At 43.4% G+C, this 21,411-nt stretch carries 23 protein-coding genes; 17 read left to right on the top strand and 6 right to left on the bottom strand.

Features of this window, described 5'->3' with window-relative positions; all coding sequences use genetic code 11:
- Positions 1-297 precede the first annotated feature (297 nt).
- The 5 genes from ACYH0L_RS17560 (at position 298) to ACYH0L_RS17540 (ending at position 5,035) form a co-directional block, all read left to right on the top strand.
- Positions 298-576, top strand: a complete 279-nt coding sequence (locus ACYH0L_RS17560; protein ID WP_230030567.1) for a hypothetical protein — start codon at positions 298-300, stop codon at positions 574-576.
- Between the two features lie 52 nt (positions 577-628).
- Positions 629-1,462 carry a PRD domain-containing protein gene (locus tag ACYH0L_RS17555; protein WP_099728017.1) on the top strand — a complete coding sequence of 278 codons (834 nt, stop codon included), beginning with the start codon at positions 629-631 and terminating at the stop codon, positions 1,460-1,462.
- 254 nt (positions 1,463-1,716) lie between these two features.
- Positions 1,717-3,105 carry a sucrose-specific PTS transporter subunit IIBC gene (locus ACYH0L_RS17550; RefSeq protein WP_249704840.1) on the top strand — a complete coding sequence of 463 codons (1,389 nt, stop codon included), beginning with the start codon at positions 1,717-1,719 and terminating at the stop codon, positions 3,103-3,105.
- Between the two features lie 19 nt (positions 3,106-3,124).
- Complete coding sequence (locus ACYH0L_RS17545; RefSeq protein ID WP_230030569.1) at positions 3,125-4,582, top strand: sucrose-6-phosphate hydrolase; 1,458 nt, start codon at positions 3,125-3,127, stop codon at positions 4,580-4,582.
- Positions 4,583-4,780: 198 nt separating this feature from the next.
- The gene (locus ACYH0L_RS17540) at positions 4,781-5,035 is read left to right on the top strand and encodes a hypothetical protein (RefSeq protein WP_099728014.1); all 255 of its coding nucleotides are present in this window, start codon (positions 4,781-4,783) and stop codon (positions 5,033-5,035) included.
- 161 nt (positions 5,036-5,196) lie between these two features.
- Here ACYH0L_RS17540 and ACYH0L_RS17535 read toward each other — a convergent pair whose 3' ends face one another.
- Both ACYH0L_RS17535 and ACYH0L_RS17530 read right to left on the bottom strand, forming a co-directional pair.
- On the bottom strand, positions 5,197-6,006 hold the full coding sequence (locus ACYH0L_RS17535; RefSeq protein WP_482354184.1) for a bifunctional hydroxymethylpyrimidine kinase/phosphomethylpyrimidine kinase: 810 nt from the start codon (positions 6,004-6,006) through the stop codon (positions 5,197-5,199).
- A gap of 126 nt (positions 6,007-6,132) precedes the next feature.
- Positions 6,133-6,438 carry a general stress protein gene (locus ACYH0L_RS17530; RefSeq protein ID WP_099728012.1) on the bottom strand — a complete coding sequence of 102 codons (306 nt, stop codon included), beginning with the start codon at positions 6,436-6,438 and terminating at the stop codon, positions 6,133-6,135.
- A 128-nt stretch (positions 6,439-6,566) separates the two neighbouring features.
- On the opposite strand from ACYH0L_RS17530, the gene ACYH0L_RS17525 reads away from it, so the two are divergent.
- Positions 6,567-7,394 (top strand): glycosyltransferase family 2 protein, encoded by an 828-nt coding sequence (locus ACYH0L_RS17525; RefSeq protein ID WP_256499098.1) that lies wholly within the window; start codon positions 6,567-6,569, stop codon positions 7,392-7,394.
- A complete protein-coding gene (locus ACYH0L_RS17520) occupies positions 7,391-8,077 on the top strand; it encodes a uracil-DNA glycosylase (RefSeq protein WP_099728010.1) in 687 nt (228 codons plus the stop codon). The genes ACYH0L_RS17525 and ACYH0L_RS17520 overlap by 4 nt, the downstream gene beginning before the upstream one ends.
- Before the next feature lie 28 nt (positions 8,078-8,105).
- Here ACYH0L_RS17520 and ACYH0L_RS17515 read toward each other — a convergent pair whose 3' ends face one another.
- Complete coding sequence (locus tag ACYH0L_RS17515) at positions 8,106-9,464, bottom strand: aldehyde dehydrogenase (RefSeq protein WP_256499097.1); 1,359 nt, start codon at positions 9,462-9,464, stop codon at positions 8,106-8,108.
- Between the two features lie 169 nt (positions 9,465-9,633).
- Between ACYH0L_RS17515 and ACYH0L_RS17510 the strand changes: the two genes are divergently transcribed.
- The 3 genes from ACYH0L_RS17510 (at position 9,634) to ACYH0L_RS17500 (ending at position 11,740) form a co-directional block, all read left to right on the top strand.
- Positions 9,634-9,957: a YwdI family protein gene (locus tag ACYH0L_RS17510; RefSeq protein ID WP_230030573.1), complete on the top strand. Its 324-nt coding sequence runs from the start codon at positions 9,634-9,636 to the stop codon at positions 9,955-9,957.
- A 33-nt stretch (positions 9,958-9,990) separates the two neighbouring features.
- Positions 9,991-11,298 carry a purine/pyrimidine permease gene (locus tag ACYH0L_RS17505; RefSeq protein ID WP_099728007.1) on the top strand — a complete coding sequence of 436 codons (1,308 nt, stop codon included), beginning with the start codon at positions 9,991-9,993 and terminating at the stop codon, positions 11,296-11,298.
- A 70-nt stretch (positions 11,299-11,368) separates the two neighbouring features.
- Positions 11,369-11,740 carry a DUF423 domain-containing protein gene (locus tag ACYH0L_RS17500; protein WP_034621882.1) on the top strand — a complete coding sequence of 124 codons (372 nt, stop codon included), beginning with the start codon at positions 11,369-11,371 and terminating at the stop codon, positions 11,738-11,740.
- Between the two features lie 41 nt (positions 11,741-11,781).
- On the opposite strand, the gene ACYH0L_RS17495 is transcribed toward ACYH0L_RS17500, so the two are convergent.
- The 3 genes from ACYH0L_RS17495 to ACYH0L_RS17485 all read right to left on the bottom strand — a co-directional run bounded on the left by ACYH0L_RS17495 (position 11,782) and on the right by ACYH0L_RS17485 (position 14,091).
- Positions 11,782-12,399 (bottom strand): cupin domain-containing protein, encoded by a 618-nt coding sequence (locus ACYH0L_RS17495; protein ID WP_099728006.1) that lies wholly within the window; start codon positions 12,397-12,399, stop codon positions 11,782-11,784.
- Between the two features lie 126 nt (positions 12,400-12,525).
- Positions 12,526-13,068, bottom strand: a complete 543-nt coding sequence (gene gerQ, locus ACYH0L_RS17490) for a spore coat protein GerQ (RefSeq protein WP_482354183.1) — start codon at positions 13,066-13,068, stop codon at positions 12,526-12,528.
- 348 nt (positions 13,069-13,416) lie between these two features.
- Positions 13,417-14,091 carry a YIP1 family protein gene (locus tag ACYH0L_RS17485; RefSeq protein WP_099728004.1) on the bottom strand — a complete coding sequence of 225 codons (675 nt, stop codon included), beginning with the start codon at positions 14,089-14,091 and terminating at the stop codon, positions 13,417-13,419.
- A 178-nt stretch (positions 14,092-14,269) separates the two neighbouring features.
- Here ACYH0L_RS17485 and ACYH0L_RS17480 point away from each other — a divergent pair, with 178 nt between their 5' ends.
- The 7 genes from ACYH0L_RS17480 to ACYH0L_RS17450 are packed head-to-tail and all read left to right on the top strand — an operon-like array spanning position 14,270 to position 21,411.
- Positions 14,270-15,040 carry a glycosyltransferase family 2 protein gene (locus ACYH0L_RS17480; protein WP_099728003.1) on the top strand — a complete coding sequence of 257 codons (771 nt, stop codon included), beginning with the start codon at positions 14,270-14,272 and terminating at the stop codon, positions 15,038-15,040.
- 5 nt (positions 15,041-15,045) lie between these two features.
- Positions 15,046-16,458, top strand: a complete 1,413-nt coding sequence (locus ACYH0L_RS17475) for a capsular polysaccharide export protein, LipB/KpsS family (RefSeq protein ID WP_099728002.1) — start codon at positions 15,046-15,048, stop codon at positions 16,456-16,458.
- A gap of 21 nt (positions 16,459-16,479) precedes the next feature.
- Complete coding sequence (locus tag ACYH0L_RS17470) at positions 16,480-17,658, top strand: DegT/DnrJ/EryC1/StrS family aminotransferase (RefSeq protein WP_230030577.1); 1,179 nt, start codon at positions 16,480-16,482, stop codon at positions 17,656-17,658.
- A complete protein-coding gene (locus tag ACYH0L_RS17465) occupies positions 17,655-18,530 on the top strand; it encodes a GNAT family N-acetyltransferase (RefSeq protein WP_482354182.1) in 876 nt (291 codons plus the stop codon). The genes ACYH0L_RS17470 and ACYH0L_RS17465 overlap by 4 nt, the downstream gene beginning before the upstream one ends.
- A gap of 1 nt (position 18,531) precedes the next feature.
- Positions 18,532-19,656, top strand: a complete 1,125-nt coding sequence (locus ACYH0L_RS17460) for an N-acetylneuraminate synthase family protein (RefSeq protein ID WP_249704832.1) — start codon at positions 18,532-18,534, stop codon at positions 19,654-19,656.
- Positions 19,646-20,386 carry a cytidylyltransferase domain-containing protein gene (locus ACYH0L_RS17455; protein WP_249704831.1) on the top strand — a complete coding sequence of 247 codons (741 nt, stop codon included), beginning with the start codon at positions 19,646-19,648 and terminating at the stop codon, positions 20,384-20,386. The genes ACYH0L_RS17460 and ACYH0L_RS17455 overlap by 11 nt, the downstream gene beginning before the upstream one ends.
- Positions 20,383-21,411: a PseG/SpsG family protein gene (locus ACYH0L_RS17450; RefSeq protein ID WP_249704830.1), complete on the top strand. Its 1,029-nt coding sequence runs from the start codon at positions 20,383-20,385 to the stop codon at positions 21,409-21,411. Before ACYH0L_RS17455 ends, ACYH0L_RS17450 begins: the two co-directional genes overlap by 4 nt.

Raw genomic sequence — 21,411 nt, 5'->3', positions numbered from 1 at the left:
ATTCGGATACATATATGGAAAATAAAAAAAATCCATACACAAAATCTAGTGAGAGGGTGTTGATATGTGGATAAACTCTGTTGATAAGGTGTGCTTATCTTTTGGATAGTGTGTGTATAATATTTTTCTTAAAAGATCATGGAACGTGATGATCTTCTGCACTTTTCAACAAAACTTCTGAAAACTAGTTTGTTTTTTCACCCATATTGTGACAAACCTCTCTTTTTTCTCGGGATATGATAGGAGCAGTTATTTTGCTAGAGCTGCTAGATTCTAAGAAAAGCGGAGGGATGTTCAGTGAAGAAATTGAAAAGCTGGTTGAGTGTATGGTTTGGTTTCATGATGAATGTGCTTGTGAATCCTGGTGTGATGATGAAGCAGCAGCGGTTTAAAGCGGCCGCAGTGGATGCTGGGTTCTTTCAAGTAGAGAAAGAGAGACAGCAAGAGAAGCTGGCAGAGAAAAATAAGAAGAAGCGCAGGGCAGAGAAACTGTTTCAGCAAAGTCTGATGATGCTTGATGAGAAGACGACGAGAGAGGCGCGTGCTGGTCCGCTCTTCCCTTTACAGAAGAGGTGAAACAGGGTAAAATCCCACATAAGAAACGTTATCTGGTGGGAGAGGATACCCCTTGAAGATATATAAAATATTGAATAACAATGCAGTGGTTGTAAAGGAGGGGGATCAGGAGAAAATTGTGATGGGGCCCGGAATTGCTTTTCAGAAGGGGAAAAATGACGTCGTTCCCGTTCAAAAAATAGAGAAAATATTTGTTGTGCGTGAAGAAAATGAGAAATTCAAACAAATTCTTGCGACATTGCCAGAAGCGCATATTGAGGTGGCAGAGCATATTATCAGTTATGCAGAGGGTGAACTCATGTTGCCGCTCAGTGATCATATCCACATATCACTGACGGATCATTTATCCTTCGCCATTGAACGCGTTCAAAAAGGCATTGTGCTATATAATAAATTGCTTGGTGAGATCAAAGTCTTATATAAGCAGGAATATGACATTGGAAAGTATGCCATTCGTTATGTAAAGGAGCGGCTTGGGGTTGAACTGCCGGACGATGAGGCAGGATATGTGGCGCTTCATATTCATACGGCCAAAATGAATACGGAGTCCATGAAGAAGACCGTCAAATACACAACGATGATCAAAGAAATGATCGAGCATATTGAAAGCTATTTTAATCACTCGATTGATGAGGATAGTATTTCCTATCAGCGGCTAGTGACACATTTGAGGTATGCATTAGGCAGGTTGGAATCGAATGAGGCATTTCAAATTATGGACGATGAGATGCTGTTCTTTATCCAAACAAAGTATGATTCGTCATACCAGTGTGCACTTGGACTCGCTGACTTGTTGAAAAATGAATATGGACTTCATCTCCCTAAATCGGAGATCGGCTACATCACGCTGCATGTCCAGCGTCTGCAAGATGCCGAATTGGTTTAATGGTTGTGCCTGCATGCAGGCTTTTTTTTATGCACACTACTCTTATTAGTGTATATGGGTCATTTGATTCGAAAAAATAGATTGACGCAGGTCACACTCTTATACTATGATGAAAGCGTAATCAAAATTCGATATCGTGGGATTGTGACTGTCAGGCAGGCAAGACCTAAAATTTGCGTAACGATGGGACGTGTATGTCCTTTGATCGTTGGTGAATTTTAGGTCTTTTTTGCTTTAAAAAAGGAGGAGACAACATGGATTATCAAAAAACAGCGAAAGAATTAACAAAATTATTAGGTGGTAAAGAAAATGTCATTAGTGCAACGCATTGTGCCACACGGCTCAGGTTGGTGATGAAAGATGAGGGTTTGATTGACAAAGAGGCCATTGAAGAGCTTGATGGTGTGAAGGGGGCTTTCTCAAGCTCAGGACAATTTCAGGTCATTTTTGGGACTGGGTCTGTCAACAAGGTATATGAGCCATTTGCTCGTGAGACCGGTCTTGAGACAGACGACGAGAAACAAAAGCCTGTCAGCCATGATGAAGCAGTGAAACAAAAAATGAATCCACTTGCCCGTTTTGCCAAGACGTTATCGAATATTTTTGTACCAATTATTCCGGCGATTGTTGCGAGCGGTTTATTAATGGGTCTTCTAGGCATGATGAAAGCATTTAAATGGGTTGATCCAAGCTCCGCGATCTTCCAAATGCTTGATATGTTCTCGAGTGCTGCCTTTATCATTTTACCGATTTTAATTGGGGTCAGTGCAGCGAAAGAGTTTGGTGGAAATCCGTACTTAGGTGCCGTCATTGGGGGAATTATGATTCACCCGAACCTGCTCAACCCATGGGGACTGACAGAAGCGAAACCAGAGTATATGCATTTATTCAATTTTGATATTGCTCTTCTTGGTTACCAAGGAACAGTCATCCCGGTTTTATTGACTGTGTATATCATGTGTCTTGTTGAAAAGAATTTAAGAAAAGTCGTGCCGAACAGTATTGATTTACTTGTGACCCCGTTTGTGACGGTGATTGTGACTGGATTTGTGACGTTTATAGCGGTTGGGCCGCTCGGAAGAATGCTCGGTACAGGAATTTCAAATGCACTGACATTTGTTTATGACCATGCAGGATTCTTAGCAGGACTCATTTTCGGAGGTGCTTACTCTTTAATTGTGCTCACAGGGGTTCATCATAGCTTTCATGCGATTGAGGCAGGACTGCTGAATGACATTGGACGGAACTATTTGCTGCCGATCTGGGCGATGTCCAACGTAGCGCAAGGCGGGGCGGGATTGGCTGTCTTTTTCATAGCGAAGCGTGCGAAAACAAAAGAAATCGCACTTCCAGCCGCATTTTCTGCTTTCTTAGGCATTACAGAGCCTGTGATATTCGGTGTGAACCTGCGCTATCGTAAGCCGTTTATTGCCGCAATGATCGGAGGCGCATTAGGCGGAGCATTCGTTGTCTTCACGAAGGTAGCAGCTAACGCTTATGGTTTAACAGGTATTCCGATGATTGCCATTGCAGCACCATTTGGTTTACAAAATGTGGTAAATTATGTTATTGGTATGTTAATCGCTGTTGCTGTTTCATTTATTCTCACCATCATCTTTAAAGTAAAAGAAGTCGAAAAATAATCAAGGAGTGGTCACAGTCATGACAACAATTGACGCAGCACTTCGTCAAAAGGTAGCAGACCGTATTCGAAACTATGAGCATTTGGTGAAAAAAGATGTGTACCGCCAGCATTTTCATTTGATGCCGCCAGTTGGTCTTTTAAATGACCCAAATGGATTGATTCAGTGGAAGGGGATTTACCATGTCTTTTATCAATGGCAGCCATTCAAAACGGGACATGGTGCAAAATTCTGGGGTCACTACACATCTACAGATCTAGTGAATTGGCAGCATGAAGAAGCCGCTCTTGCCCCAAGTGATTGGTTTGATCAAAATGGCTGTTATTCTGGCAGTGCCGTCATTGACGATGGAAACATGTATGTGATGTATACCGGAAATGTTCGTGATGAACAAGGTAACCGTGAGACATATCAATGTTTAGCTGTTTCAGACGATGGCATTCATTTTCAGAAAAAGGGTGTCGTGGCGACATTGCCAGAAGGATTCACCGCACATTTTCGTGATCCGAAGGTATGGAAGCGAAATGGTCAGTGGTACATGGTTCTAGGTGCACAAAGCCAAGATCTCAAAGGACATCTTGTCTTGTTCACATCTGATACATTAGACAATTGGACGTTTCAGGGCATTATTGCAGGCAGTGGAAAGAATGGATTAGAAGATTTCGGATATATGTGGGAATGTCCAGATCTGTTCGAATTAGACGGCCGTGATGTATTGATTGTGTCACCGCAAGGGCTCAAGCCTAATGGCTTAAAATATCACAATACACATCAATCAGGCTATTTTGTTGGTACATTAGATGATAGCTCTTACCAATATACACACGGAGAATTTGAGGAGCTGGATCGAGGCTTTGACTTCTATGCGCAGCAGACCTTTCAAGACGAATCAGGCAGGCGTCTTTTAATTGGATGGATGGGTGTTCCTGATCAAGGAGAAGAGCATCACCCGACGATTTCCTATCAATGGATACACTGCTTAACGATTCCGAGAGAGCTCCGTTTAGATGATGAGGGACATCTTATTCAAAAGCCAGTAACTGAGCTTCAGACCATGCGGACAAATGAGCAAGAGCATGTATTTCATATTAAGCGCTCTGTTCATTCTATTCCTGTAGATGATATTACGAGCGCAGAGGTATTTATTGATCAAATTGAAACACAAAAAGGGTTTGAATGCTGTATTCGTGCGGCTGCCCGTATCTTTTATGATAAAGATGAGGGGAAACTGACATTAGAACGAGATCGATTTGAAGATCGAGCAAAGGAAATTCGTGAAGTAGAAATAGAGGAATTACAGGACCTGCATATCTTTATCGATGCATCGTCGATTGAGATTTTTGTAAACGGAGGCAGGGAAGTATTTACCTCACGTTACTTTCCTTCCCCGGGAAATAAATCAATCTCGATGAGTGGCAGAAATGAAACGAAGCTGAAATTGAAGACATGGCATTTACAAAAAGAAGCAGGTCATTGATCTGCTTTTTTCTAGTGAGATCAGCCTGTATCTTAAAGCCTATATCGCATAGAAACAAGAGTTGCCTCAGGCGGTGGTGAGCGGTTTGATGACGTTTTACATATATGATAACAGGTTGAATTATGGTATCATTTTAAAATATATACAGCTGAGGCTGACGTTTATCCAAATGCGGTAGGACAAAAAGGGGTTGTTTACTTGAATTCAAAACAGCAGCCGACGACTAGAAAGCGCTTGGAGACAATGGCAGATCATGTTGAAGATAAACGTGAAGAATATAAAGAATTGCTCATTCAAGTCCAATCTATTCTCGGTGAACCTTCTCTAGAGCAGGAAGAGTTAAAAGAGAAGCTGTCAGATACGTATAAACAAATGAAAGAATATGCCTTATTTGTAGAATCCATTGAAGCCTTTATTCGAAAAATCGCGAAAGAATCGGATCAGCAAAAGTAGGCATTCATGTAGGGGCAAAAGAGTGTACTCAGGAGCGAGTGCGCTTTTTTTACGGAACGAAAATGGAAGGTGCTGACAATTGAAGATAAAGGTCTGTTTTTAAATATCGATAAACAAAAAACCGATTCACCCATTAAAAAGGTGAATCGGTTTTTACTGTTTTATTTGTCAAAACGATGAGCGGAATGCTTGGTTGGTCCGATGTATTCGTTTAGTTGGAAAGAGCCTTTAATGGCAGCTGTGATGAATTCTTTTGCTGCATAAATGGCTTCCTTCACGTCTGATCCATTCGCTAGTTCAGCTGTGACTGCCGCAGAGAATGTGCAGCCTGCGCCGTGTGTGTATTGTGTGTCGATCTTATCAGATTCAAGGCGTTCAAAGGTTTGTCCATCATAAAGCAAATCAATCGCTTTATCTTGGCTTAGCTTACCGCCTCCAGTGATGACGACATACTTTGCACCAAGTTTGTGGATGCGTTTTGCTGCTTCTTCCATTTGTTCGATCGTTTTGATCTCACCGATGCCGCTTAATTGACCTGCTTCGAAAAGGTTAGGTGTGATAACGGTTGCCAGTGGCGCGAGCTTTTCACGTAAAGCTTCAGCATGCTCTGGATAAAGGACTTCGTTTGCACCCTTACAAACCATGACAGGATCAATGACGACATTTTTCAAATCATATGTTTTGATGGTTTCAGCCGCGAGTTCAATCACGTCGACCGTTGGGAGCATGCCTGTTTTTAGAGCATCTATTCCAATGCCTTCCACAATTGTAGAGAGCTGCGCACGAATGGTCGCCGTATCGATTGGAAAAACCTGATGATCCCATGAGTTATGAGGGTCCATTGCAACGACAACTGTTAAAGCTGTCATCCCGTAGACGTTTTTCTCTTGAAACGTTTTTAAATCTGCTTGGATACCTGCACCGCCGCTTGAATCCGAACCTGCGATGGTGAGTGCTTTATTCATAGACATAGTTGCTGAACCTCCAATGTGATGTGTAACAGTTATTGTTCTATCCCTTATTATAATCAGCTTTTCCATTTATCACAATGAAACGGCATAAAAAAGCGTTCCTCAACGAGAGAAACGCTTCAAATCTTATCTTTTACAAATCACCAATTTTCCTTTTTTCAGCTCCTCTAAAAGCGTTAAGGCTAACTCCTGATCAGCACCGACCGACATCATTTTGGCCATGAGCTCATCATCCCGGGTGCGAATGACATTGGCAACTTGATCTAAAATTCCTTGATCGACTGCTGTCATGCTTTTGGCATCTGTATACTCAGTTACGTTATCAGAGCGTTCTGGATCGTACGCAAAAACGAAGACGGCATCCTTTGATGAATGTAAGTTTTCAATGGTCTGTTTCGCTTCTTTGCTATTCTCTACCGTGATATATTCCATAGTGATCACTCCTTTCCATCAAAAATTCCCATTTTCCCGCAAAATCAAACCGCCTTTTATATCATGAGAAGAAAGCCAATTTATGTTTTAATGGAAAAAGACGAATCTATTAAAGGAGTAAGTTGAATATGAAGATATCCTTATTAATTGTGACGCATAACAGACTAAGCGCGCTGTGTGAGCTGCTTGAATCCATTTCGAGACAAACCGTACAGCCTTTTGAAATTGTAGTAGTGAATGATGCAGGGGAGCGAGTGGACATCATTCAGGAACTCTATCCTGAACTTCCGATCCGCTTGATTCATTTAGATGAGAATGTCCAGCATGTCAATGCAAGAAATGTGGGGGTGCGGGAGCTGACAGGCGATGTCATCATGCTAAGTGACGACGATGATTACTTCACACCTTGTCATATCGAACGTATGAGCAAGGCGCTGGACGACGCCGACTTTGTCTTTTCTGACGCAGAAATTGTTTCATTTGAAGAAAAAGGCGCTATCCGTTTTCCATTATCGAGACGTTTGTTTGCTTATACAGCGGACATTGAGGATATGCGTGTTTTTTCTACATATGTTCCTTCCGGCAGTATGTACAAACGCCACATACACGAAGAGGTTGGCTACTTTGACCCAGCTATGCATCATTACTGGGATTGGGACTTTTTCTTGCGTGTATCACAGCATGCGCGAGTAAAACGGGTACCAGCTGCCAGCGTGATCTATGCGTTTTTTGATGGCGGTGGAAATCAGTCTAGTGATCTTGGTGAAACAAGGAAGAACTACTTAAATGATCTAAGTGAAAAGCATGAACTTGGCGATCTGCCGACAGCTAACTTTGCTGTCCTACTAGAAGAACCAGCGATGAAAAAACGAGAATCAGAGAGTGAGATTGTGTGGGATGGAAAACCGATGATCTCAAGATTGGCACAGCAGGCAGAAGGAGGAGAACCGCAATGAAGCCATTTTTAAATGATAGCTGGTGGGCTGTCATGAAGAGTGAATTTGAACAGCCGTATTATCAGGAATTACGTGAGTGGATGAAGGAAGAATATCGCATGCAGACCGTTTTTCCGAAACCCGATGACGTTTATCGTGCCCTTCATTTGACGTCGTATGAAGAGGTCAAAGTGGTGATTTTGGGACAAGACCCTTATCATGGCCCAGGACAGGCACACGGATTAAGCTTTTCTGTTCAGCCTGGTGTCAGACAGCCGCCGTCTTTGAGAAATATTTTTCAGGAGCTAAAGGATGATCTTGGTTGTCCTGTCCCAAACCATGGCTCTCTGGTCAGCTGGGCAGAACAGGGTGTGCTGCTCTTAAACACCGTGCTAACTGTGAGAAAGGGTGAGGCGAATTCGCATAAAGGCAAGGGCTGGGAACGCGTGACAGACCGGGTGATTGATGTGCTGAATGAACGGGATCAGCCCGTCGTCTTTGTGTTATGGGGAAGACATGCCCAAAATAAGAAAGAACGCATTGATCAAAACAAGCATTACATCATTGAATCACCTCACCCAAGTCCTTTTTCTGCAAGAAACGGCTTTTTTGGCAGCCGTCCGTTTTCTCAGGCAAACGCATATTTAAAGCAAATGGGGCTTGAAGAAATCAACTGGTGTATCAAGGATATTGAATCAAAATAGGACGAGGGGGAAACCCCCTTCGTCCTGTTTATTTTAAAAATTTACGGACAATGTCGAGTCCATTTTTCGCATTTGGATAACGGAAGGAAAAATCGAAGCGATTGGTCTGACGCAGGACGCTTTTTTCATGCGTAAAGGTGAAAAAGCTTTCCTTCCCATGATATCGTCCTATGCCGCTTTCTCCGACGCCTCCAAATGGCAAGTAAGGAGTGGCCACATGCATCAGTGTGTCGTTGATACAGCCTCCGCCAAATGAGAGGTTGTCTAGGACATATGCTTCTGTTTCTTTACTGGTTGTAAATAAGTAAAGGGCGAGCGGCTTCGGCCTTGCTTTGATCATGTCCGCTGCTTCATGCAGAGAATGAAAGGTCATGACAGGCAGAATCGGTCCGAAAATTTCCTCCTGCATCACGGGATCTTCCCATGAGATGTGATCTAAAAGGGTCGGTGCGATTTTGAGCTCCTGTTCATTGCACTGTCCGCCCGTCACGATCGTACCATTTAAAAGAAATTGTGAGAGTCTGTCAAAATGACGCTGGCTGACATTTTTCCCAAAGTGCGGATGCGTTTCGGGTTGTTCGCCATAAAAGTCACGGATACAAGCCGTCATTTCCCGCAAAAGGTCCTCTTTGATGGATTCATGAACAAGCAAATAGTCTGGTGCAATGCATGTTTGACCAGCATTGGTGAATTTTCCAAAAGTGATTCGCTTCGCAGCAAGCTTGATGTCGGCATCAGGCATGACAATGCAAGGGCTTTTTCCGCCAAGCTCAAGTGTGACAGGTGTCAGATGCTTTGCGGCCGCTTCCATGACGACTTTGCCGACAGCCACACTTCCAGTAAAGAAGATATAATCAAAGGGCAGCTTCAGCAGCTCTGTACTGACATCTACACCGCCTTCTACGACTGCCGCATGATCTTCTTGAAACACACGTTCCACAATTGAGCCGATCACTTGTGAGACTTGCGGCGTCAGTTCTGACGGCTTTAAGATGACGGCATTTCCAGCTGAAATGGCTCCGATTAATGGAGAAAGAGCCAGTTGGAAAGGATAGTTCCAAGGGGCAATAATGAGAACACTTCCGTACGGTTCCTTGATGATCATGCTTTTCGATCCAATATGAGTCAGTGGTGTTTTCGCGCGGGATGGCTTCGCCCATTTATGAAGGTGCTTGATGGTATGATTGATTTCTTCATACACCATCCCAATCTCTGTTGTATAAGCTTCCTGTTCCGATTTATGTAAATCATGTGCTAAGGCTTGTAAAATATCCTTTTCAAACTGTTTGATTTCTGCTTTCAAGTCTTTAAGGATGCGGATACGTTCTTGGACCGCCGGCTTGTGAAAGACTTTTTGTTTGTTAAAAAGAGCAGTGAGCTTGTCCATTATTCAATCCTTTCATAGACGATTTTGTTCCTTTTATTATGTGTGAATCACCGGTACTGGTCAAATAAGAGGTACATAAGCGCACTGCTTTGAAAAAATGAACCCATTTGGTTTGTTCATTTGGTAAAATAAAGTTGAAAACGAATTTTTATGATTGGAGGGTCAACCCTTGAATATCCATATATCAAGCCTGCTTCAAAAAATGGAGGAAGCGATTCAAAAAGCGAAACAAAGTGGAAATGATGAAGAGGTGAAACGTCAAGTGGCGGCGATTTCTTCACTATGTGATGTCATTCTTGACGCGCCGTCACAGGTGCAAATGCCACAGTCTTCGGTCATTTCACCACCTCCATCCATATCTACACCATCTGGGTCTCCGGATCAAGCCATGCTTGAGAAGCTGATGGGCACGAGTGGTGCAAAAAAGTTGCAGCATAAAGAAGAGGAGCAAAAAGAGAAGGACGGGAACGGCGACTCTATTTTTGATTTTTAGTGGTCTTGTCACGACAAAGGGAAGGTGATTGGGTTGAAATTATTTTTGGGCGCCATTCAGTGGATGGCATTTTTTATCGCAGCTTCTATTGCAGTACCGATTGCAATTGCACAAGCGTTTGAATTGAATCAAGTGCAATCGGCAGAGCTGATTCAGAGTACATTCTTTTCACTTGGACTTGTGGCGATGGTGCAGTGTTTATGCGGTCATATGCTGCCGATCAATGAAAGTCCAGCAGGGCTGTGGTGGGGTGTGTATACCCTTTATGCAGGTATGACAGGGACGATCTTTGCGACGTATCCTGAAACTCTGCAAGCATTACAAGGGGCTTTAATTTTTAGTGCTGCTTTCTTTTTTATTTTTAGTTTATTTAAAATCATTAATTGGCTCGCATCTTTATTTACGCCAGTCGTCACTGGCATTTACCTGCTTTTACTTGTTGTGCAGTTAAGTCAGCCAATCATGAAAGGGCTAATGGGCATCGGCTATCGGGGAAATCAGGTGGACGGGCTTGTCTTTTGTTTATCGATCTTGATTATTGTCCTCACCTTCATGATCAGCCGCTCAAAATGGCATTACTTAAGACAGTTTTCTGTGTTATTCGCACTTGCAGGCGGGTGGCTGTTATTCGCTTTACTCGGATTGGCGAAGCCAGTTCGTATTCCTGAGCATATCATCGAGTTTCCGAAGCTGTTCCCATTCGGCATGCCGGTCTTTGACAGTGGACTACTTGTCACGTCCTTTTTCATTACGATCTTACTCATTGTGAACATGCTGGCAAGTATTCGAATTGTGGAAAGTTCAGTGAAGGCATTTGGTGAACTGCGTGAGCGGAAGAGAGCTCGGCCTGCTGGTTTTGTCGCAGCATTTGGTCACTTACTGAGCGGATTGATCGGTGCCATTGCGCCTGTACCTATTTCCGGAGCAGCAGGATTTATCCAGACAACGAAAATTCCATCGAGAAAGCCATTTTTCATAGGAAGTCTGCTCATTGTCCTCATTAGTTTATTTCCATTATTGATGAGCTTTTTCTCCGCATTGCCGTCACCTGTGGGGCTTGCTGTGAACTTTGTGGTGTTCTCCTCTATGATTGGGATCGCCATGTCTGAATTTGATCAATATGAAAAGGAAGAGGTTCCACGGATTCGCTTTGTTCTTGGGATTGCCGTTTTAGCAGGCGTGGGGGCAATGTTTGTGCCGCAGGGAGCCTTGAAAGGCATGCACCCTGTGCTCATTTCATTATTAAGCAATGGTCTTGTTCTCGGCACACTCATTGCGATCGTTGTTGACCAAGTCTTGTTAAGAAAGAAGAAGAAATCCGACAATCTCGTGTCAGCGTAAAAGGAAAGTTGAATGTCGGATGTAACCCGCGCTATGATAAACATAATGAACGAGATAAGGAGAATGATGAATGAAACTATTTTTCATATTAGGTGCCATTAACGCCATGCTTGCCGTTGGGCTTGGAGCCTTCGGTGCACATGGACTGGAAGGGAAAATCCCTGAAAAGTATATTGAGATATGGAATAAAGGTGTTCAATATCAGATGTTCCATGCGATTGGACTATTTATAGTGGCCTTTCTTGCAGATAAGCTGTCAGGTGTCTCTTTAGTACCGGCCGCTGGCTGGGTAATGCTTGCAGGTATCCTTTTCTTCTCAGGAAGCCTTTATGTGCTGGCATTGACTCAGGTGAAGATTCTTGGTGCCATTACCCCAATTGGCGGAGTGGCGTTTATCGCTTCTTGGATCATGCTTGTCATTGCAGCAGCAAAAAATTTATAAGTCAAAAAACCGATGCTCTGATGGGGGGCATCGGTTTTTTCTTAACTCCAGTAAGGGGTGTAGTTGGGCGGTGCTTGATAATAAGGGACGTAGTGAGAAGGAGGGACAGGGTGCGTTTGGGCCTCTTCCTCTTGGTGACAGAACGGTCCGATAAACACACTTGGTTTCACAGGCTGTGTCGCCTTCTTCCACTGCGTTTCGTTCATGCAATACGTATGTGCCATGATGTGAGATGGGGTAAGGGTGAGAAGGTCTGAGCCTAGGATCACTTCTGGCGTAGATGCATTAAAAATGGCTAACAAATGAGTTCTGTCCTGGAGGGCGATCTCATAGTGCCACCAGCCTTGAGGCACGTTTGCCACCTGCCCAGGGGTGATGGTATAGGTGTGCAGCTTTTTTGTAAATGGATTCAGCATGGATACAGCAGCAGAACCGGTTATACAGTAAACAAGCTCTGCGGCATTTTGGTGATAATGAGGCTCTACTACTTTACTTTTACTCAAATATATATCAAGCAGGGATACTTGATCCAACGAGTTTAATTGTTTTTTTCCTAAAACATTTATCAGGTTATGTTGATCATATTTGACGAGGGGGCTTTGATTCAGATCGTATGAATATTTGACATTTGGTGAAGTATAATCCAGCTCAACAGTCATTGATGTCACCTCTAGGCTTTTGATAAAAACTACTAGGCATCTTATGAGCGGCGCCCAAAAAGTGTGTCAAAAACCTAGTCAAAAGAAAAAAAGCAAGGGCGTCTGCACCTTGCTTTTTGCTTGAAGTTATCTTGGAGAATACGTTGACATAGAGTATGGATAGTCATATTGAATTTCCCCATCAAACGTAATGTAATCAAGGTAGATCGTTAACAGTAAGTATCGTGTCCCTGTCTTGTTATCACTAATGATAATGTGGTCACGTCCTGCAGCTTCAATGACCCCTCTAAAAATCTTCGAATTCCATTCCTTACTCGCTTCAAACGTCATATAAATCGTGGCGACCTTGCCGCGGTTCAATCGTAAAATATTTTCAATATAGGACTGCTCAATTGGCAGCTGACCTGTGACATTCTGCTGATATATTGGCCCAGAAGGAATTTGATATGGCTGTCCGCCGCTCTGCGCGCCTTGGCCTCCTTGTGAAGTACCAGTAGATGGAATTGGCGAATAACCTTGCTGCATTTGACCCTGCATTTGACCCTGCGTTTGGGGAGGGACTGAATAACCCATCTGCTGCGCAGGATACGGATTTGCTCCATATTGTTGCTGGCGAAAATCTTGACCTTCGAAACCCGAACCTTGCCCAAATTGATTTTTCAATTTCATAACGTTCCTCCTCTTTCCTCATGGTGTTCTAAACAGAAGGCGTTTAAGCCTGTTGTTTCCATAGCATTCTTTCTCTCTTTCACACTATGAGACAGGAGGGGAGAATATGTACATTGAACGAAAAAAAGGAACAGCTTGGCGCAGTTCCCCAGCGTGTAGACAAACCCTCGCATTCGGTGTCAGTCCTGTGCGCCGGTGCTCACGAATGTCAAATTCGCTGCGCTCCGGTGCTCGTCCTTCCTAGACTTCAAAGGTTTTCAATCACGCTGAAAAGAAGACAAAGGGCTAAAATAAAGATCATTTTAGCCCTTTGTCAACAATCTGAGGAACTGCTTGGAGCAGTTCCTTTTACATCATCCAGTTGACAGCCCGCTGGACATCAAATACAAGTGTCATAATGAGAAAAAATGCGGCCAGCGGTGTGATGACGACAATGAAGGCTTGCCATACTCTTAGCTTCATCACAGCGACAATGCCTAACACAGCCATCCCCAATATCCATGTCTTGGCATATGCTTCAGTAAGTGTCCAAAGATCGAGATAATACCATACTTCATAATGCTGATCTAAATAGGGAGAGATCTTAACAAATGTATACGGACCAAGCATCCCCACAGTGAAAACCCAAGTAAGGGCAAATAAAGCAGAAGGAAAAAAGACCGTCAGCGTGCAGGCCTTGAGCACATCTCGATAAGGCGTTTTATTGCCAAAAAAGAGCCGTCCTAACCACTGTAAAATGAGTGCACCGAAAAATAGAATGAGATTGCCTGCTAAAATACCAAAACCCGCCCCATGTAACAGAATAAAAGGGAATGGAATATGATTGCCCATATACTCGCTAAAATACCCTTCGTAGATCCAGCTCGTCCCAGCGATACTTGCAAGGAGTATCATCAGCCAGATTGGAATAGAGGAGTGTTGGTATGAGCGAATAATCGTTTTTGTCGCGACGAAAATTTTAAAAAATCGAAAAAATCCTTTTGCTTCCTCTTCTTGGGAGAGATCACTCTTCATAGCTTTCAATGTTTTTTACTCCTTTAATACACACAAATGATTACTTATATTACCAAAAATTTCACGTTTTTCAAAGATAGATCAATAAAAAAGTACAATTTTATAAAAAATAGGTCATTCTACAGTCTTTTGAGATGGAGACACATATGATAAACCATATTTTAAAAGAGACCGAGGTGAAAAAATTTTGACGAAAGTAACTGTCATTATGACGAGCTACAACAAGGCGGATTACGTTGGCAGATCGATTGAAGCGATATTAAACCAGACTTTGTCAGACCTTGAACTTTTTATCATGGATGATGGATCAAACGGAAAAACCCTGGCTGCTATTGAGCCTTTTCGCAAAGATCCGCGCGTCCATTATATCCAAAGCGGTGTCAAAACGCTGAAAGAGCGAACAGCGAAAACCCGCTATGCCGTACTCATTAATCAAGCGCTAGAACAGGCGAAGGGTGAATATATTTCTTATGCGACAGATGACAATGTGTATGCGCCAGATCGCTTGGAAAAGCTCACGGGTTATTTGGATGCCAGTCCGAGAGCAAATATTGTCTATTCTGGTTCTAAAGTGATCTATTTAAATAGCAAAAAAGAGACTGTGAAGGAAATCATACGGCCTGCGCAAATTGTGCAATGGAATGCACCGTGTGCCATTGATCATTGCTCAATTGTTCATCGTGCATCCATTTTAAAAAGAATTCATACTGAATATGGATCTTACTGGGATGAGAATCCACGGTACTATTGTATAGGAGATGCGAGGTTCTTTTTTAGATTAAATCATTTCTATCCGTTCTACCCCTATAACGAAGTACTGGATACGAATTACATCACAGAACAGTCAATTCATTATCAATTAGCAGATAAAGCAAAAAGCGACTTTATTAAAGCACTTCCCCCGCAGTCTAGCTGCTGGGAGCTCCGTCGTGTATTAAAAAAGAGATATGGGAGGTAACCTGAATGTCGCATTATATTCATCATTATTGGCAGGTATACTTTGAGTATGTGAATTTAATGAAAGACTTGTCTTACCGTCAAATTCCTCTTGGGTTAATCAGCAATTTTTATCAATACATTAGCCCAGAGGTTAGAGAAAGTATGGAAGATAAAGCGTTTGGCCACAAACTGGCCACAACTTGCCCGTTGCCGCAAGAGATTCAGCCATTTTTTGATCAGCACAAACAAAAAATGAAGCGTACCTCTTATCGTTCAGAAAAGGGAAAGGTATTGCTACACATTGACCACCTACGCTTTACTGAAAACAATTATAAACGATTTCATCCGAACAAAACGGTGGTGTTGGCCCGCTGGAAAAAGGCTGATTATTTTGGATTACCGGTGATCAGCAAGCCGGATTTAGTAGGAGAGGTTAATAAAAAAGCCCATGCTAAATATATTAAAAAAGCAAACGCTCTACTGAAACCTTACGCACAGCATCCTGTCTTTGGCAATGCTTTTTTTAAAGAAAAACTTCAGAAGGACATTGTGCAATTTATTGATGTGATTGACCAGACAGAGGCATTATTTCACAAGCATCCAATTGCAGCCGTCATTGTCGGTACGACGGAGGATGTTTACAGCCGCGTGCTGGCTCTGCAAACAGTGAAGCGTCAAATCACTAGTATTTGTCTTCAGCATGGTGCACTTATGGGTGATGAAGCCTTTTTACCGATTTTCACAACACTTCATGGGGTGTTTGGGAAGTATGAAAAGGATTGGTATGAAGCCAAAGGCTGTCAGCCTGAACAGGTGGAGATGACAGGTCATCCAAGGTTTGATTTGGTGCATGAACGAAAGCCGCTTCAACAGGATTTGCTGTTTCGTAAATTGAATTTCAGCCCAGCCAAAAAGACAGTACTTGTGGCGACGCAGCCGTTTTCAGAAGCTTTTTATGGTGATATCCTTAAAACGCTTTCGAAACGGAAAGATATTCAGCTGATCATCAAGCCGCATCCTTTGGAAATTATCAAAAATCTCGTGCATGATTATGAGGCGATTGAACGAGCAATGAGCCATGTGAGATTGATTAAAAAGGAAATCGACTTGTATGATCTGCTGCCATATATGGATATGGTCATTACGCTCACATCAACAGTCGGTCTTGAAGCGATGCTTTTTGAAAAAAGTGTGCTAATTGGGAAGATGTCACAAGGCAGAAGATATCCTTATTACGAGTCGCTTGGCAGCTATCATATGGAAAACCCTATTAAACTTGCTGAGAAAGCGGTTCTTACTTTGTCGGACGAACGAGAGATGAAGCTGGCGAAACAGCAAGGTGCCCTTTTTGTCAAAGAAAATTACCCACATGCGCGATCGACCGATGTTCTGCTTGCTCTGCTCAAAACAAAAACAGGTGTGGATTTTAAGAGATAAGAAGAGGAGGGGGCAAGTGATATGGAACAAAAGAGAACACAATTTCTTCCTTATGCACTGCCTTTGATTGAACAGGAAGAAATTGATGAAGTCATTGGAACATTAAAGTCCGGCTGGCTGTCAACCGGACCAAAAGTCAGGCAGTTTGAAGAAGAATTTCGGCAGCTGACAGGTGCAAAACACGCGATAGCTGTCAATTCATGTACAGCTGCTCTATTTTTAGCGTTAAAGGCGAGAGGCATTGGGGCTGGTGATGAAGTGATCACAACGCCCCTGACGTTCTGCGCAACAGCCAATACGATCATCCATACGGGGGCAGCACCTATTTTCGTGGATATTGATCCGGCGACACTCAATCTGGATGCGGAGAAAGTAGAAGCGGCCATCACACCACATACAAAAGCGATTGTACCTGTTCATTTTGCTGGTCAATCGTGCGATATGGACCGGATTTTAGCGATTGCCAAAAAGTATGATTTGTTTGTGCTTGAGGATGCCGCCCATGCCCTCTATACGACGTTTCACGATCAGCTCATTGGATCAATTGGTGATGCGACCGCTTTTAGTTTTTATGCAACGAAAAACATAGCGACCGGAGAAGGCGGCATGCTAACGACAAATGATGATGCACTTGCAGCTCGAATCAGAAGACTAGCGCTCCACGGGATGAGCAAGGGAGCGTGGAATCGTTATGGAGAAAAGGGAACGTGGTATTACGAGGTCGAGGAACCTGGCTATAAAATGAACATGTTTGACGTGCAAGCATCGTTAGGGCTCGTTCAGCTAAGCCGGCTGGAAAACATGCAGACGCGCAGAGAACAGATTGCGAAGGCATACAACCAGGCTTTTCAAAAAGAAGCAGGTCTGATCTTACCGCCTGTCCACCAAAAGGGAAGACATGCGTGGCATTTGTATGTGCTGCAAGTTGATCCAGAAAAAGCAGTCATCACACGTGATGACATGATTGATCAGCTGCAAAAGGAGTATAAAATTGGCACGAGCGTTCACTTTATTCCTGTTCATTTGCATCCATATTACGAGCAAACCTACAACTATTCACCAGAGGACTTCCCTGAATCACTCACTTATTACAAACGAACTCTCTCACTCCCGCTTTATCCAAGTATGACAGATGAAGATGTGCAGGATGTTATCACCGCAGTGTTGTCTATTTTAAAAGATAAGAAGGCATCTTCATGAAGGTTGTTCATGCAATAGACGATCAGGTGCTTGCCGCTTGGCTGGAGAAATATGATCACCGGGCGGAACACATGAACAGTTTCAAACAATTTGCCCTTGTCAGCGGAGCCCAGCTTAAAGCGGTGTTGTTATACGATTGGTCCAAATGGGAGAGCGGTATTTTTAATCAGCATATTTTTCATGTGAAGTTTGTGGAAGCTGAATCAGCACTTGCTTTTCAAGAATTGATGGAGCGATTCATCATTTGGATGAGAACCGAAAAATGCGATTTCTTCTTTTTACGCCTTGAAGCGGCTGATCTTGAAAAAAACCGTATTGTCCAAAAGCTATCACATGTCTACTATGTCGGCGGTCTCACTAGGCTTGAGGCACCGCCTGCTCAAATGGAGATGCCATTATCAGGTCAAGATGTGGTGATTAGTCTGCCGGATGAAAAGGATTACGATGAGGCGGTTTCACTCGGTGGTCAGGCTTTTTTGAAAAGCCGATATGCACTTGATCCATATTTAGACCAGCGTGTCGTCCGGCATTTCTATCAGGAATGGATGAGAAATAATTTGTATGGGCGTGCAGATATCAATCTCGTAGCAAAGCTGAACGATGAAGTGGTTGGCTTGATTCAAGGAAAGGCCATAGCTAATAAAATAGGGATTGAGCTTTTTGCCATTAGGTCAGATATTCAGGGAAAAGGGATCGGAAAAAGGCTGTTTGTAGAGATGATGAAAGTATCTCATGACAGACAATATAGCTTCATCTCAGCTGGAACGCAGTTGCATAACATTCCTGCGATCCAGCTGTACGAGAAGATGGGATTTAGGACAATGAATACTTTTCTGTATTACCATGTGTGGCCGAGAAAAGGAGAGAGATAAGATGGCGCATTTCTATATTGGAGATCGCAAAGTGGGGGATGGTGCGCCTGTCTTTATCATTGCAGAGGCAGGCATTAACCATGATGGAAAGCTGGATCAGGCCCTTGCTTTAATTGATGTGGCAAAAGAAGCAGGTGCCGATGCGGTGAAGTTTCAGATGTTTCAAGCTGATCGGATGTATCAAAAGGAACCGGGTTTGTACGAAACGGCCAAAGGAGAAGAAGTGTCCATTTTTTCGTTAGTAGAACAAATGGAGCTGCCGCCAGAATGGCTGCCGGCTTTATTAACACGTTGTGAGGAAAAGGGACTGATTTTTTTAAGCACAGTGTGTGACGAGGAATCTGCGGATTTATTGAATCAAACCGATCCGCCTGCTTTTAAACTGGCATCCTATGAAATCAATCATTTACCTCTTTTACGTCACACCGCTTCTTTTCAAAAGCCGATCATTTTTTCAACAGCTGGGGCAACCATTGCCGATGTTCATGAAGCATATGAGGCCATTACAAGCCAGCAAAATAAGCAAATCGCCATCATGCATTGTGTGGCAAAGTATCCTGCACCTAGAGCATTCACGAATCTTCGTGTGCTGCAAACCTTAACCTCAGCTTTTCCTGAGGCAGTCATTGGCTTTTCGGATCATAGTGAGCACCCAACTGAAGCGCCTGTTGCCGCTGTGAAGCTTGGGGCAGCCATGATTGAAAAGCATTTTACAGTGGATAAAACGTTACCTGGGGCGGATCATTCTTTTGCCCTTGATCCTGAAGAATTAAAGGAAATGGTTCAGCATATTCGAGCAGCAGAAAAGCAGCGAAATCAAACAGAAGAAGAAGCTCATTCTGTGCCAGAGGAGCTTCTTGGCAGTTCTTATAAAACGACAACAGCCATTGAAGGTCAGATTCGTGAATTTGCGTATCGAGGGATTTTTACGACAAGAGGCATTGCAAAGGGCGAGACCTTAACTTCAGAAAATCTAGCCGTGCTGCGTCCAGGACAAAAAAGTCAGGGCCTGCATCCGCGATACATGGAGCTTTTACTTGGCGCAAAGGCTGTGAGCGACATCCCAGCCCATACAGGCGTTTCGTGGAAAGATGTGCTCACGCAGGAGTCCCACAATGATCAATGATGTGCTCTTTGTCATTCAGGCTAGGATGGGTTCGACAAGGCTGCCAAAAAAGGTAATGAAACCGATCGGGGGGATGGCGCTGATCGATGTGATTGTTGAACGGGTAAAGCAATCAAACCATTACAATCACAAAACACAAAACCTCATGATCGCCACAACGGTTGAGGCAGAAGATGATCTGCTGGCTCATTATTGTTTATCAAAGGGCTATAAGGTGTTTCGTGGCAGTGAGACGGATGTGCTTCAGCGATTTGCGCAGATTGTCCGACAATTTGAACCGCAAACTGTTGTACGTTTAACGGGAGATAATCCATTCATAGATCCGGCACTTTTGTCGAAAATGCTTGAAAAACATAGACAGGAGAAGGCTGATTACACGTATACGAACGGAACACCACTCGGTATTTCCGGGGAAATGATTGACGCACCTATTTTAAGTGAAATCGACAATTTTCCCCTCTCGCAGCCAGAGCGTGAGCATGTCACGCTGTATATCAGAAAGCATCCAGAGCAATTTCACCTTCAATTATTCACACCGCCCAAAGAACTTGCATATCCTGCTTATCGATTCACGATTGATACAGAAGAAGATTACGTGTTTGCTACCCGGTTACTTGAGAAAGCTGGTGGTTCCATTGCTGTGCCAACGGCTGAACTCATATCCATCTGTGAACAAGATCCAGACATTGTTCAGTTGAATCAATTTGTGAGACAGAAGGATGCTGAATGAACAAAAAAATTTTGATTGTTGTCTTTGGTGGTTTTTTAAGAGGGATGGGGCATGTCGTCAGAATGAAACAGTTAGCAAGGGAGCTGCTTCAGGAAGATAATGACCTATTTTTCTATACAAATGAGCGGATTTGTGTAGAAATGCTATCGCATCCAGCGTGGCACGTCCACATGGTGCAGGAGTCGAATGCGCTCCTTCAGTTGCAGCAGGACATGAAAGAGCTGAAGCCAGATCTTCTACTGATTGATGTCCTTGATTGTGACCTGCAGTTCCTTCGAACGATCAAGGATTCCTGCGGCTCTGCAAGGCTGGTCTTATTCGAGGAAAAAAGGGATGAAGCCTGTCAGCTTGCGGATGCAGTCGTGAACGGTATTTATGGAGGTCTGGACGGGAAGCACATACAAGTAAATGGGACAGCATATTTTCATGGAACACCTTATTTATTGTTAGATCATGAGATTGGCAAATTAAAAGACACATATGTGGTTCGAAAAGATTGCAAAAGGGTGGTCATCAGCCTTGGGGGCAGTGATCCGCGCGGATTGTTATCAAAGGCTGTATCAGCACTTCTACAAGCAAATCATTTACACATTCTAGCGGTGACAGGAAAAGCCTCTCACATCAAAGAGCAAGTAGAGGCTGAGCATATTCAATTCATTCGCCATACTGATCAATTACCTGCCCGTCTATGGGAAGCTGATTTGGCTATTGTTGCAGGAGGCATGACGTTATATGAGGCGGTTTGTATCGGGGTGCCCAGCATTGTACTTTCGCAAGTAGACCATCAAGCAGTTACAGCCAGTAATTTCGCGCAAAAGGGAGCCTGTCTACACCTTGGATTAGGTGATCATGTGGATGAAAAAGATCTATTGCGTGCTGTTGAAAGGCTGTCCGGCAGCTACTTTCTCCGCAGGAGCATCCATCTCAATGGACGGACACTTATTGATGGAAAAGGAACCGAACGAGTGAAAAACATTCTTATACACCTCATGAACGATCATCAAAAAGAACATAAGGATGTGTAG

The organism is Bacillus sp. MC1252, from assembly GCF_056838025.1.
This window is presented reverse-complemented; position numbering and strand designations above follow the sequence as displayed.

Bases quoted from the DNA above. Each gene is read 5' to 3' on its own strand.
- ACYH0L_RS17550 (WP_249704840.1), top strand. From the start codon at position 1,717: ATGGATTATCAAAAAACAGCGAAAGAATTAACAAAATTATTAGGTGGT.
- ACYH0L_RS17545 (WP_230030569.1), top strand. From the start codon at position 3,125: ATGACAACAATTGACGCAGCACTTCGTCAAAAGGTAGCAGACCGTATT.
- ACYH0L_RS17535 (WP_482354184.1), bottom strand. From the start codon at position 6,006: ATGTCTATGAATAAAGCACTCACCATCGCAGGTTCGGATTCAAGCGGC.
- ACYH0L_RS17530 (WP_099728012.1), bottom strand. From the start codon at position 6,438: ATGGAATATATCACGGTAGAGAATAGCAAAGAAGCGAAACAGACCATT.
- ACYH0L_RS17525 (WP_256499098.1), top strand. From the start codon at position 6,567: ATGAAGATATCCTTATTAATTGTGACGCATAACAGACTAAGCGCGCTG.
- ACYH0L_RS17520 (WP_099728010.1), top strand. From the start codon at position 7,391: ATGAAGCCATTTTTAAATGATAGCTGGTGGGCTGTCATGAAGAGTGAA.
- ACYH0L_RS17515 (WP_256499097.1), bottom strand. From the start codon at position 9,464: ATGGACAAGCTCACTGCTCTTTTTAACAAACAAAAAGTCTTTCACAAG.
- ACYH0L_RS17500 (WP_034621882.1), top strand. From the start codon at position 11,369: ATGAAACTATTTTTCATATTAGGTGCCATTAACGCCATGCTTGCCGTT.
- ACYH0L_RS17495 (WP_099728006.1), bottom strand. From the start codon at position 12,399: ATGACTGTTGAGCTGGATTATACTTCACCAAATGTCAAATATTCATAC.
- gerQ (WP_482354183.1), bottom strand. From the start codon at position 13,068: ATGAAATTGAAAAATCAATTTGGGCAAGGTTCGGGTTTCGAAGGTCAA.
- ACYH0L_RS17475 (WP_099728002.1), top strand. From the start codon at position 15,046: ATGTCGCATTATATTCATCATTATTGGCAGGTATACTTTGAGTATGTG.
- ACYH0L_RS17470 (WP_230030577.1), top strand. From the start codon at position 16,480: ATGGAACAAAAGAGAACACAATTTCTTCCTTATGCACTGCCTTTGATT.
- ACYH0L_RS17465 (WP_482354182.1), top strand. From the start codon at position 17,655: ATGAAGGTTGTTCATGCAATAGACGATCAGGTGCTTGCCGCTTGGCTG.
- ACYH0L_RS17460 (WP_249704832.1), top strand. From the start codon at position 18,532: ATGGCGCATTTCTATATTGGAGATCGCAAAGTGGGGGATGGTGCGCCT.
- ACYH0L_RS17455 (WP_249704831.1), top strand. From the start codon at position 19,646: ATGATCAATGATGTGCTCTTTGTCATTCAGGCTAGGATGGGTTCGACA.
- ACYH0L_RS17450 (WP_249704830.1), top strand. From the start codon at position 20,383: ATGAACAAAAAAATTTTGATTGTTGTCTTTGGTGGTTTTTTAAGAGGG.